The sequence below is a fragment of the Pseudonocardia parietis genome, assembly GCF_017876315.1.
Lineage (GTDB): Bacteria > Actinomycetota > Actinomycetes > Mycobacteriales > Pseudonocardiaceae > Pseudonocardia > Pseudonocardia parietis.
In genome coordinates this window covers 6,988,550-7,000,991 of record NZ_JAGINU010000001.1, presented here as the reverse complement: position 1 = coordinate 7,000,991, position 12,442 = coordinate 6,988,550, and the positions used below count along the sequence as shown (strand labels likewise).

The window sequence follows — 12,442 nt, the reverse complement described above, 5'->3', positions numbered from 1 at the left end:
TGGCCGTCCATCGGGTTCAGCGGGGCGGAGGGCCGTCGGACGTTCCCGTGCGCGGTGCCTGGATGCCGTCGGTCTCGCCGGCGTCGCGTCTGCGGCGCCACAGCCGCCGGGCCAGCTCACCGACTCCCGTCAGCGCGACGGCCAGGCAGAGCGCGAACACCAGGCCCTTGAGCGGTTCGCTCCCGAAGGTGACACCGCCGATGTGGCCGACCAACGACCAGCCGGCCGCCCAGCACGTCGCGGCGACGGCATCGAACGCGGAGAACCGGCGCACCGGATAGCGCACCCCGCCCATGGCGATCGTCGTCGCGGTGCGTACTCCCGGCACGGCCCGCGACGCCAGCAGGATCTGCCCGCCGCGCTCGGCGATCGCGGCCCCGGCCCGGTCGTAGGCGGCCCGGCCCCGAGCGCCCGCCCGGACACGCTCACCGAACCGGCCGAGCGAGCAGCGCCCGATCAGATAGGACACGTGGTCACCGGCGAACGCGCCCACGGCTCCCGCCAGGACGACCGCCACCAGCGCCACGTCACCGGAGGCGGCGAACACGGCCGCGGTGACGAGTGCGGCCTCCCCCGGAACGACGGGCAGGAACCCGTCGAGCGCGGCGAGACCGAACAGCACCAGGTAGAGCCAGGGCGAGTCGACCGCCTGGTGGACGAGGCCCATCGCGGCGTCGATCAACTCGTGGTCCTCACCGGTCGGAATCGGGGCCCGGCCCCTTTCTCCCGGGCCGGTACCCACCTCATCGCGCCGTGCCGGGGCCCACATCGGGCGTCGCCCGGAAACGAACCCTGACCAACCCCGACGAACCCCCGGCTGTCGATCCGGCCCGACCGCGCGCCGGGAGCGAACGGCCCCGGCCGCTCGTCGGGTATCCGAGGTGTGCTCACGGAACGTGTCCGTGTGTGGCTCCGGAGGATCAGTGCCCACGATCCGCATCTCAGTACCGGAGGATCGAACGTACGTGGTGCCGGCCCTTGATTTGTACGTATCGACTCTGCTTGCGAGTTCGTCGCCGGCGCGGCCAGTATTGAATGCAGATCGGCTCGACCGGGTCGATTCGAGAATCGCGATTCCGTACCGGAGTCGTATCCGAGAAAGAATGAGGAATCCATGGACCGGATCTCCCGCCACCTGGACACCGAGCACGTCGAGCTGCTCCCCGCCCGCACCCAGCTGAGCCTGCTGGGCGGCCTCGGCGGCGACGGCGGTGCCGGTGGCGACGGTGGCAACGGCGACGGTGGCGACGGTGGCGACTCGTCGGCCTCCGCGGACGGCGGCGACGGTGGCGAGGGCGTCAACGTCGCTGCGCTCAACGGCTTCAGCCTGATCGGCGACGGCGGCGACACCAACCAGAACGCCGAGGGCGGCGACGGTGGCGACGGTGGCGACGCCGACTCCGAGGGTGGCGACGGTGGCGACAGCGACGGTGGCGATGGTGGCGACGGTGGCGACAGCGAGTCCTGGGTCTTCCGGAACTGGAGCTGACCTGAACCACGGGAATCGTGACGCAACGGTTTCCGGGTAGCGGAGGGGTGGCCTGCCGGTCACCCCTCCGCTCGCGTTTCAGGTCACTTTCCGACCGTTCACGCATGCGAGGCGACGATGCAGACCTTGGTTCTCGACCCACCCACCGAACTCGTGGCGGCCCCGTTCCGGCGGGCCGCGGGCGTCGAGCTCGTGGGCCCGTACCAGGGTTCCGGCTACACCACACAGCGTTACGTCATCGTGCGCGGCGACGGTCAGGTCGTGCAGGTCTCCGAGGTGCTCTTCCGGATCGCCTCGGCGATCGACGGCCGCTCCGGGCCGGCGGAGCTCGCCCGCCGGGTCGGCGAGGAGACGGGCGAGAACCTCGCCGCGGGTGACATCGACGCGCTCGTCCGTGAGCGGCTCGTCCCGGTCGGTCTGGTCGAGTCCGGCGCCGGTGACCCGGACCCGGTGGCCGCCGACCAGGCGCACCAGCAGCGGCCCGATCACCTGCTGATGCTGAAGTTCCGGCTGCCGGTGGTGCCGCCCGCAGGGACCTGGGCGATCGCCGGACTGTTCAGCTGGCTGCACCGGCGGGCGATCGTCGTGCCGGTGCTGGCCGCCGTCGTCGTCCTCGACCTGATGGTGCTGTTCGGGGGCGGGGCCGCCGGTGCACTCGCCGGCGCCGGGAGCCTGGTGACGAACCCCGCGCTCGTGCTCGCCGTCCTCGGCCTGTTCCTCGCGGCCGGGGCGTTCCACGAGGCCGGGCACGTCTCGGCGTGCCGCTTCGGGGGCGCCCGGCCCGGTGCGATGGGCGTCGGGATCTACCTGGTCTGGCCCGCGTTCTACAGCACGGTGACCGACAGCTACCGGCTCTCCCGGGCCGGTCGGCTGCGCACCGATCTCGGGGGCGTCTACTTCAACGCGATCGTCCTCGGTGGACTCGGCGCGAGCTGGCTGCTCACCGGCGCCGACTGGCTGCTGGTGGTCCTGGCGCTGCTCCACGTGGAGACCGTCCGCCAGTTCGTACCGATGATCCGGCTCGACGGCTACTACATCCTCAGCGACCTGGTCGGCGTCCCGGACCTGTTCAGCTATCTCGGCCCGGTGCTCCGCAGCCGGCTGCCGGGCGCGACGCCGGACCCGAAGCTGGCGCAGCTGCGTCCCGGGGTGCGGCGCACGGTCGAGCTGTGGGTCGCGCTCGTCGTCCCGTTCCTCGTACTGTTCCTCGGCGGTTTCCTGCTCGCCGCGCCGGTGGTGGTGCCCGAGATGCTCGCCGGGGTCGCCGGGCACCTCGCCGACTCCGCCGCCGGTGTCCGGGCAGGGACGACCGCCGAGGCGGTGCTCGGCGCAGCCCGTGCGGCGCTGCTGGCGCTGCCGGTGGCCGGCGGTGCGCTGCTGCTCGGGCTGGTGGCCAAGCGACTGAGCGAGCCGCTGGTCCGGCGGCTCGTCGAGACGCGGGCGACGGCCGGCCGCGGCGGTCCGACGCTGGTGGGTGCGTTGCTGCCGGTGGCGCTGATCGGTGCGCTCACCGTCGCCGGTGCGGACGGGATTCCCGCGGCGGTGCGCTCGATGGACCCGCTGGGGCTGGGGGAGCGGCAGCTCACCGCGCTGGCGGCACTGATCGGTGCGCCGGTCCCGGCGGCACTGACCGGCGCGCCGGTCCCGACAGCACTGACCGGTGCCCCCGGCGCGGCGATCGGGGTGCTCCTCGGCGCGGTCGGCGCGGTGCTGCTGTGGCCGATGGCGCGCCGGATCGGGCTGCCGTTCCCGGTCGCCGGTCTGGCCGTCGTGCTCGCCGGGGCGGTCCCGCCGCTCGTGATGCTGCAGGCGTCGGCGGACCCGGCGGCGCCTGCCGCGTTCTGGCTGCTGGTGGCTGCGCTCCTGGCGGGGCGGGGGCCCGCGGCGGCCCGCGGCGCCTACCTGGCCTGCGCCCTGGCCGCCCTGACCTCGCCGGTCGCGGCGGTCGCACTGGCGGCGTTCGTCGCGCACGCGGCCGGTACCGGTCAGCTCGGCCCGCGGCTGCGCCCGGCCGGGCGGTGGGTGGTGGTCGTCGCCGCGACCGTGCTCGCCGCGCTCGGTGGCGGGATGCTGCTCGGCCTCGGCGGCGTGCTCCCGGACGCAGACCCGGTGCCGGTCGCGCTCGCTGCCGCGGGCGGGCTGCTGGTGCTGCTGACGGCACGGTTGCGGCGTCCCCTCGCGCCGGTGGGGACGGCAGCCGCGGCGCTGCTGGTGCTGGCCCAGTTCCCGGACACACGGACGGCGGCGCTGCTGCTGCTCGGCCCGGTACTGGCGATGCTCGGGGCCGGCCTGGCCGACCGGGTACTGGACCGCGCACGGCCGGCTCGGGCGGGTGCGGTGCTCGCCGTGACGGTGCTCGTGCTGGTCGCCGCCTCCGGCCCGGTGGTGAAGGCCGCAGCCGACGCCGCGGCGCCGCGACCGCCGGCCGTGGCCGCCGATGCCGGGGTCCCCGACGTACTCGGTATCGGGGATTGATCATTCGCGTCGCCCGGGCGGGCCCCTGCCACCCGGTGAACCACCCGGGCTCCCACGTCGAACCCACAGGAGAGAAGTCGACGACCGGGAGGCACGTCTGTGGCCCGTACGCCTGTGGCCCGTACGACGACGTCGTCCGGGCCCCGGCACGACGGCCCCCCACCGGTGCTGGGCGGTGACCCGCCGCTGGTGGGGCGGGAGACCGAGATCGCCGTCCTGCACGAGGTTCTGGCCGATCCGGGCGCACCCGGCCTGTTGCTGAGCGGGCCGCTGGGTGTCGGGCGGACCCGGCTGCTGCGCGAGGCCGTCCGGATCGCGCGTGGGCTCGGTCGCCGGGCCGTGCTCGTCACCGGGACCGGTGCGGGTGTCCCGCTCGGGCCGCTCGCGCACGTCGTGCCGCCGGTGCCCGGGGACCCGGACGGATTCGCCCGGATGCAGCACGCGCTGGTCGCGCTGCGCGGAGACGGCGACCACCCGGTCGTCGCGGTCGACGACGCCCACCGGCTCGACGACCTCACCCGGGTCGTCCTGGTGCAGCTGGCGCTCGCGGGAGACGCCACCGTCATCGCCACCGAGCGCAGCGACCGGGCGCCGGACGACCGGCTCCGCACCCTCGGGGACGACGTACGTCCGCTCGCCGTCGCTCCGCTCACCGGCTCGGACACCGACCGCCTCCTGCGCGGGATGCTCGGTGGTGACGTCGAGGCACGCACCGCGCAGCGGATGCGCGACCTGGTGCACGGCACGCCGTTGTTCCTGCGTGAGCTCGTGCGTGACGGCTACGAGAACGGCCGGTTGACCCGGCACGCCGGCCCGTGGCGGTGGGACGGTCCGCTGGAGCCCCCGAACCGGCTCGGCGCGTTCCTGCTGGCCGGGCTCGGGGCCGACGAGCGCGAGCTGCTCGAGCAGCTCGCGTGTGGCGTTGCAGCGGGCCCGGCCGGCTCGGTCGGCCGGGACGTGTTCGCCACGCTGCACCGGCGGCAGCTGATCCGCACCGACCGTGACGGGCAGGTGGCCGTGCCGCCGTTCGTGGCGGCGGTGGTCGCGGGAACGGCCGCCCCGGTCGCGCTCGCGGGCGGGGGGCCGGACCCGATCGCCACCGCCGCCCGGGCGAACCGGGAGCTCGACCATCAGCGGGCGGAGCGGATCGCCCGCCGGGCCCTCGACGACGACCCGGACGCCGGCGCCCACCTGGAGCTGGTGGAGGCGTTGCGCTGGCAGGACCGCGTGGACGAGCTGCGCCCCCTGCTCGATGCGACCGCCGACCGGGTGCGTACCGCCGAGGGCCGGGCGCGCCTCGCGCTGACCCGGGCTCTGCTCGCCCGGCGGGCAGGGGAGTCCGCGCTCGCCGCGGCCGAGACCGCCCTCGACACGGAGCCGGACGGTGCCGCGCCACCCGCCTCCACCGGGCCCGGGCGGATCGCGGCGGTGGCCGTGCTGGAGGCGGCCGCCCGGCTCGACGGACTCGCCCTGCCCCGGACCGGCTACCCGGACCGGACCTCGTCCGGCATGCGAGACGTCCCGGCCACGGCCGACGCCGGCGCGGGTGCGCCCGCCGGGCAGGACCTGCCCGAGGGACCCTGGAAGGCGCTGGCCGCCGCGTCCCGGGCGGGCCGGCTCGCGGCTACCGGTCGCCCCGCCGAGGCTCTCGATGCCGTCGCCCGCGCCCGGTCCGCCCTCGACGAGGACCCGGCCGGCCAGGCGGAATCCGCGCTCACCCGGCTCCTGCTGATCGACGCCGAGCTGTCCGCGCTGCGCGTCGCCGGCCGGTCGGACGACCTGGAGCGGGCCGCAGACGACGCGCACCGCCGCAATCTCGCCGCCCCGGACTGGGCCGGCGACGCCTGGATCGCCTGGCACTGCGGCCGGGCCGCGCTCGTTCGCGGCGACCTCGACGCGGCCGGCCGGTGGCTGGCCGAAGCACGTGCCGGGACGGCCCGCCGGGACCCGCTCGGCCTGGCCGCCGACTGCACCGCGACGCTCGCGCTGGTACGCGTGCTCTCCGGGGACCATGCCCGCGCGCGGTCGCTGCTCGCCGGGCTCTCCGAGCCGGTTCCGCTCGCGGCGCGGGCCGCCGTCGAGCGGGCCAGAACCTGGCTGAGGGCCGGCCGGACCGCCGCCGCCCCGGTCGGTGCGCTGCTGACCGAGGCACGGGCCGCGGCGTCGCGCGGGGACCTGGTCACCGAGGCCGTCCTGCTCCACGATGTCGCCCGGCTGGGGTGGCCCGGCCGGGTCGCCGACCGGCTCGCCGCCGTCGCGGCGCGGAGCCGGTCTCCACTGCTGCACCTGTTCGCCGCGCACGCCGCCGCGAGTACCGCGACCACGCCCGATACCGGGGCGCGGCTCGACCGCGTCGCCGCCGATCTCGCCGCCGCCGGGGTCCGGCTGGACGCCGCGGACGTCGCCGCTGCGGCCGCCGCCGCGCACCACCGGGCCGGGGAACGACGCCGGTCGGCCGCATCCGCGGCCCGCGCGACCGAGCTGGCCGGATCCGGCGGCACCCGGACGCCCGCCCTGGACCGGCTGGTCCGGCCACGGCTGACGCCACGGGAGCGGGAGATCGCCGCGCTCGCGGCCGAGGGCGCGAGCAACGCGGAGGTGGCCCACCGGCTGGTGGTGTCGGTGCGGACCATCGAGACCCACCTCGCGCACGCGTACGCCAAGCTCGGGGTCGACGGCCGGGCCGACCTGCTCGAGGCACTGCCGGCGGCGCTGGAAGGGGCGGCCGGCCGGTGACTGCGGTCCGGCCGGGAGGTCCCGGCCGGACCGTTTCACCTGTCCTGCCGGGGCGAGCCGACGCGTTGATGTCAGTTGTCGATGTCAGTCGATATCGCCCGGACCATGGCCGCGAACGCTATGGCACGTTCGATTCTTGATATCCGGGAGTGCGCCCCAATTCTGCGCGCAGAGCGCATTTTTCGAAATGGATCATTGAATGGTTTTCACTCGTTCGAGTGACTACCTCGGGAAGTGGGCGTGTCGTTGTGCGGAGCAGGTGAGGCGTCACGGCCTCGCAAGATCATGACCACCCGTTTCCGCGTCGGCCCCGAACCTTGCTCGGTGCTCCGCGGGCCCGACATGAGGAGTGCTCGTGTTCCCCGGATTCACCAAGAAGTTCCTGAACGACTCGATCACGCGCTCGGCCGAGAACCCGATGGACCGGCGCCGATTCCTGCGTGCGGCCGGGCTGACCGGTGCCGGCGTCGCAGGCCTGGGTGTCCTGGGCAGCGGGCTCGCCTACGCCGGCGACGGCAATGACGGTGGAGGCTCGCAGGTCTCCGACGCCGCGGTGCTGAACTTCGCGCTCAACCTCGAGTATCTCGAGGCCGAGTTCTATTTGCGCGCGGTCACCGGCGAGGGTCTCAAGGACTCGCAGATCGACGGCAAGGGTGAGCTGGGTCAGGTCACCGGTGGTCGCAAGGTCAAGTTCGAGACCGAGCTGGGCAAGCAGTACGCCCGCGAGATCGCGGACGACGAGAACGCCCACGTCGACTTCCTGCGTTCGGCCCTGGGCGACGCCAAGGTGTCGCGCCCGGCGATCGACCTGCAGGAGGCGTTCACCGCCGCGGCCCAGGCCGCCGGCGTGATCGGCCAGGGCCAGACCTTCGACCCGTTCGCCGACGAGACCAGCTTCCTGCTGGGCGCGTTCATCTTCGAGGACGTCGGGGTCACCGCCTACAAGGGCGCGTCCCCGCTGATCGCCAACAAGACCTTCCTCGAGGCGGCTGCCGGCATCCTGGCCGTCGAGGCCTACCACGCCGGGCTGGTCCGCACCCTGCTCCTGCAGGGCGGCGCTGCGGAGGCTGTCGGCAAGATCTCCGACGCCCGCGACTCGCTGGACGGTCCGGCCGACCTGGACCAGGGCATCACCGACGAGTTCGGCGACGCGAACATCGTCCCGGCCGACGAGAACGCGATCGCGTTCTCGCGGACCCCGGGCCAGGTGCTCAACATCGCGTACCTGAACCCGGCCGCCGTCACCTCCGGCGGATTCTTCCCGGCCGGCGTGAACGGCGAGGTCAACAGCAGCGATGCCAACAACTGACACCCGCTGTGGGTGGGCGCCGGTGTTCCGGCGCTCACCCGGGCTGCGCCCGGACCGGGCCGATGGCCATGACGCTGAAAAGGAGACTCCCTCATGGGTGCGATGAGTCCCACGCACTGGCTGATCGTGATCGTGGTGTTCGTGCTGCTGTTCGGCGCGAAGAAACTCCCCGACATGGCCCGGTCGGTCGGACAGTCCGCGCGCGTGCTGAAGGGCGAGATGAAGGGTCTGCGCAACGACGGCGCCGACGACGAGATCGTCTCCGGCCCCGACGACCCTCAGCCGGCTGCTTCTGTCACGAGTGCCGCCACCCCGTCGAGCACGCGGTTCAGCCCGAACTCGAACAGGGCGTCGAGGTCGACGGCGAACGCGGGATCCTCGGCCACCACGCTCGCGACCTCGGGGAACTCGTCGAGCCGCGGCCCCGGGACGCCTTCCTGAAGGCGCAGCCACGCCCCGCCGGACAACCCGGTGCGCTGGTCCAGCTCCGCTTTCAGCTCGATGTTGGTCGCCGTGCCGCGGACATAGTTCGCGATCGTGAGATGCACCATCGCCCTGGTCGAAGGGTCCAGCGGCAGCCCGCGGAGCTGCCGCAGTGTCCACTCCGCGAAGCGACCCATGCCGGGGAGTAGCCGGGGGTGGGTCAGCGAGACGGCCGACGGCAACCACGGGTGGCGCCGGTAGACGTCCCACTGCAGTCCGGCCGCCAGCTCCAGTCCGGTCCGCCAGTCCAGGGGATCGGTGGGGTAGACGATCTCGCCGAAGGCGGCGTCGGCCATGAGGTCGACCAGCTCGTCCCGGCCGGAGACGGGGCCGTAGAGCGACATCGTCGGCACCGCGAGCTCGGCAGCGACCCTGCGCATGGACAGCCCGGCCAGGCCGGCGTCGTCGGCGATGCCGATCGCCACGGCGACGATCCGGGATCGGTCGAGACCCGCACCGGAGGTCCGGGGCGGCCGACGCGCACGGTCCGCCCCGGCGACCACGGTGCCGACCCGGGGGACGGTCACGACCACACCCTGCCGCCGGAGCGTGTCGATGACCTTCGTGGCGGTCGCCTTGGCGACGTTCCACTCCTGGCAGATCCGCCGCGTCGAGGGTGTGGGGTCGCCCGGCCGGAACTCGCCCGCCACGATGCGGGCCCTGATCTCGCCGGCGATGCGCAGGTACGGCGGTGCGTCCTCCTCCGAGTCCATCGATCCCTTTCTGTCCTAGGTCAGTGGGTTGCCGGACGTTGCTCATCCTGCCTGACCAACCCGCTCTGACCTAGGGTAATAGCCGCAGAAGTACGCCAGGGCAGATCCGTACCGTCGTCGAGTACGCCGTACGACGATCTCCGGAGGCTGCTCCCGTGACTGTGAACCGCTACCTCGAAGGCCCGTTCGCGCCGGTGCACGAGGAAGTCACCGCGTTCGATCTCCCCGTCACCGGGCGGGTCCCCGACGAGCTGGAAGGTCGTTACCTGCGCATCGGGCCCAACCCGCTCGGGATCGAGGATCCCGCCGCTCATGTCTGGGCCGGTGGGGTGGGGATGGTGCACGGCGTACGGCTGCGGGACGGGCGTGCCGAGTGGTATCGCAACCGCTGGGTGCGTTCCTCGGGCGTGCTCGATGCACTCGGCGAGCCGCCGCGCCCCGACTCGCTCGACCCTGCGATGGACTTCGCGCCCAACACCCACGTGATCGGGCACGCCGGTCGCACCTTCGCCCTGGTGGAGGCCGGTGGACTGCCGTACGAACTGGGATACGAACTGGACACGCACGGGCCGTGCGGCCTGGGTGCCACGGACGGCGGTTTCAGCGCCAACGCGCACTCCAAGCTGGACCCGCGCACGGGGGAGCTGCACTCGCTGGCCTACCTGCCCGGTGTCCCGTTCGTCCAGCACATCGTGACCGACGCGAACGGTGTGGTCACGCGGTCGACCGACATCCCGACCGGCCCCGACACGCCGTACCTGCACGACTTCGCGCTCACCCAGAGCCACGTCGTCCTCTTCGACACGCCGCTCGCCTACAGCACGGCCGCGCTCGCAGCCGGTACCAGGCCGGACGTCGCGCTGCAGTGGTTCCCCGACCGCGGCGGCCGGGTCGGCGTCCTCCCGCGCGGCGGCGGCCCGGTGCGGTGGATCGAGAGCCGGGGGGTGCACATCAGCCACACCCTCAACGCCTACGACGACGGGGCCGGGATCGTCGTCGATGTCGTCTGCGGCGACGGGCCCGTCGACCAGACCGATCCCGGCGGCGTCCGCCCGGCACTCGAGCGCTGGACGATCGACCTGCTCGCCGGTGCCGTCCGGATGCAGCGACTCGACGATCGCCCGCAGGACTTCCCCCGCGTCAACGAGACGGTGGTGTCACTCCCGCACCGCTACGGCTACTCCGCGGTCACCGCGCACTACGACCTTCCGTTCACGGCAGATCCCCGCCGCCCCGACGAGGCGTTCACCAACGCACTCGTCAAGCACGACCTGCTCCGCGGGACCTCGGAGGTGCACGGCTTCGCCCGCGACGCCGCGGTCGGCGAGGGCGCCTTCGCCGCCGTGCCCGGCAGCACCGTCGAGGACGACGGCTACCTCCTGGCCTACGTGCACGATCCCGGGCGCGGCGCGGCCGATCTCACCGTGCTGGCGGCCCGGGACTTCACCGGCCCGCCCGTGGCCCGCATCCACCTGCCGGTGAGGGTGCCCCTCGGCCTGCACGGAAGCTGGGTCCCGGACGCCTGACGCCCGTGATCCCGAGCGGGCGGCGCTCCGTCGCGGGGTCATAGCAACGTCGCCGCGACCGCGACGAGCACGAAGGCCGTGACGATGATCGCGACACGGGCGTGGTGCAGCCGGTCCCAGCGCTGCTGCTGCTCCCGCCAGTCGTCGGGGTGACTCTCGGCGGTCCACGTCATCGACCGATTGTTGATCGGCACCAGCAGGGCGACGGACATGACGACGCTGAGGGCCAGCAACACGGCAGCGACGAAGGCCGTGGTGGCGGTCGGGGTGCCCCACGTCAGAGCCGTGAGGATCGCGACGAGGACCAGGGAGCCGATGTACCAGAACGGCATCAGTCGGCCCAGCATGCGCGCGCCGGCCGAACGTCCGGTCAGTGACGCGTCGACCGGCAGGCGCAACAGGATCGGGTTGATGACGAAGGCGACCGCGAACTCGACGCCGACCATGAGGCCGACGACGGTCGTGGTGACGACGGCGAGAACGGATGTCATGAGAGCCCCTCTCAGAACCTAGCGGTGCTAGAAAGCCTAGCGCTGCTAAGGTAGGTCGCCGGTGACACACACCGCAAGTGAGGGGCACTGATGGCAGATCGGACGACGGCACGTCAGCAGCGCAACGACGAACGACGCCGTCGCATCCTCGCTGCCGCCCGGGAGCGTGCCGACGCCGACGGGTGGGCAGCCGTCACGACCCGGCATCTGTCCGACGCCATCGGCTACACCCAGCCCGTGCTGTACGGCCACTTTCCCGGGGGCAAGTCGGAGATCATGCTGGCGGTCGCGCTCGAGGGCTTCGTCGACCTGACGCGGCGGTGCCGTGCCGCGCCCGGAGGCAAGCGCGGGCGGCCTGCGATCGAGGCCGTCGCCGTCGCCTATCTGGACTTCGGCAGCGAGCACCCCGCCGTGTACGAGGCCATGTTCCAGCAGCCGATCGACGCCCGGTTCGCCCAGGACGACACCCGGTCCGAACTGCGCGCGGGGTTCGAAGCACTGGCCGATGTGCTCGGCGACGACGGCGGCGGCACGGTGACCGAAGTGTTCTGGAGCGCCTTGCACGGCCTCAGCCTGCTGGAACGTGCCGGACGCGTACGCCCGGAACACCGCTCGCACCGCGTGGCCGAACTCGGCGCCCGTTTCGCGACGGATCCGACCCCGTAGCAGGGAGGTCCGGCCGGTTCGTTCTCCGTGCCAGGGCCTTGCTCCGCCGCCAGGATTCGAACCTGGACCATCGGAGCCACAATCCTGGCCGGGTTCGATGTCGTTGCACGTCCGGGCAGGTCAGGACACCTCGGTCGTCCAGCACGGTCCGCCGGAGACCGGCTCGGGAGTGGGTGATCGATGTCGTTGGAGATGAACTACGCCTGACCAGTATGGATGCCGCCGACATGAACCGCTGGCCTGCAAGTGGGTGCCGGTGGTGTGGCGGCTCGGCCGGCTGTTCGGATTCAACCGACCGAGCCTGAGCCGGCGAACGTTCCGGACCGTCCGACGGTCTAGTCACCGGTACCCGCGACTGTCGTAGGCAAACCAGATATCGGTGAGGGGCGCCCGATCACCACGTCCAGCCGTCCGCGGTGCGGTGCCGGCCGTCGTGTCCGCGGAGTCCTGCGACACACCCGGCCCCGTCTGCCGGGGTGGTCCCCGGGCACCGGGAGTGGTCGGCGATGAGGGCGACGAGAGTGTCTCGTTCGGCGAGCAACGCGCGAACGTCG

Annotated in this window: 9 protein-coding genes and 1 pseudogene; 7 read left to right on the top strand and 3 right to left on the bottom strand. The window is 73.2% G+C overall.

What is annotated here, in order from left to right:
* Positions 1-16: 16 nt before the first annotated feature.
* A complete protein-coding gene (locus tag JOF36_RS33050) occupies positions 17-682 on the bottom strand; it encodes a DedA family protein (protein ID WP_245351063.1) in 666 nt (221 codons plus the stop codon).
* A 432-nt stretch (positions 683-1,114) separates the two neighbouring features.
* Between JOF36_RS33050 and JOF36_RS33045 the strand changes: the two genes are divergently transcribed.
* The 5 genes and pseudogenes from JOF36_RS33045 to tatA all read left to right on the top strand — a co-directional run.
* Complete coding sequence (locus JOF36_RS33045) at positions 1,115-1,489, top strand: hypothetical protein (protein WP_210034596.1); 375 nt, start codon at positions 1,115-1,117, stop codon at positions 1,487-1,489.
* 117 nt (positions 1,490-1,606) lie between these two features.
* Positions 1,607-3,964, top strand: a complete 2,358-nt coding sequence (locus tag JOF36_RS33040) for a hypothetical protein (RefSeq protein ID WP_210034594.1) — start codon at positions 1,607-1,609, stop codon at positions 3,962-3,964.
* Positions 3,965-4,063: 99 nt separating this feature from the next.
* The gene (locus tag JOF36_RS41145; RefSeq protein ID WP_210034592.1) at positions 4,064-6,700 is read left to right on the top strand and encodes a helix-turn-helix transcriptional regulator; all 2,637 of its coding nucleotides are present in this window, start codon (positions 4,064-4,066) and stop codon (positions 6,698-6,700) included.
* A 418-nt stretch (positions 6,701-7,118) separates the two neighbouring features.
* Complete coding sequence (locus JOF36_RS33030) at positions 7,119-8,009, top strand: ferritin-like domain-containing protein (RefSeq protein WP_210036409.1); 891 nt, start codon at positions 7,119-7,121, stop codon at positions 8,007-8,009.
* A gap of 93 nt (positions 8,010-8,102) precedes the next feature.
* Positions 8,103-8,285 (top strand): annotated as a pseudogene (gene tatA / locus JOF36_RS39585) (Sec-independent protein translocase subunit TatA); the annotation flags it as partial.
* A gap of 2 nt (positions 8,286-8,287) precedes the next feature.
* Here tatA and JOF36_RS33025 read toward each other — a convergent pair.
* A complete protein-coding gene (locus JOF36_RS33025) occupies positions 8,288-9,205 on the bottom strand; it encodes a GntR family transcriptional regulator (protein ID WP_210034589.1) in 918 nt (305 codons plus the stop codon).
* 155 nt (positions 9,206-9,360) lie between these two features.
* Here JOF36_RS33025 and JOF36_RS33020 point away from each other — a divergent pair, with 155 nt between their 5' ends.
* Positions 9,361-10,731, top strand: coding sequence for a carotenoid oxygenase family protein (locus JOF36_RS33020; RefSeq protein WP_210034588.1), 1,371 nt, complete (start codon positions 9,361-9,363; stop codon positions 10,729-10,731).
* A gap of 38 nt (positions 10,732-10,769) precedes the next feature.
* Here JOF36_RS33020 and JOF36_RS33015 read toward each other — a convergent pair whose 3' ends face one another.
* Positions 10,770-11,222 (bottom strand): anthrone oxygenase family protein, encoded by a 453-nt coding sequence (locus JOF36_RS33015; RefSeq protein ID WP_210034581.1) that lies wholly within the window; start codon positions 11,220-11,222, stop codon positions 10,770-10,772.
* A gap of 90 nt (positions 11,223-11,312) precedes the next feature.
* On the opposite strand from JOF36_RS33015, the gene JOF36_RS33010 reads away from it, so the two are divergent.
* On the top strand, positions 11,313-11,888 hold the full coding sequence (locus tag JOF36_RS33010; RefSeq protein ID WP_210034579.1) for a TetR/AcrR family transcriptional regulator: 576 nt from the start codon (positions 11,313-11,315) through the stop codon (positions 11,886-11,888).
* Positions 11,889-12,442 lie beyond the last annotated feature (554 nt).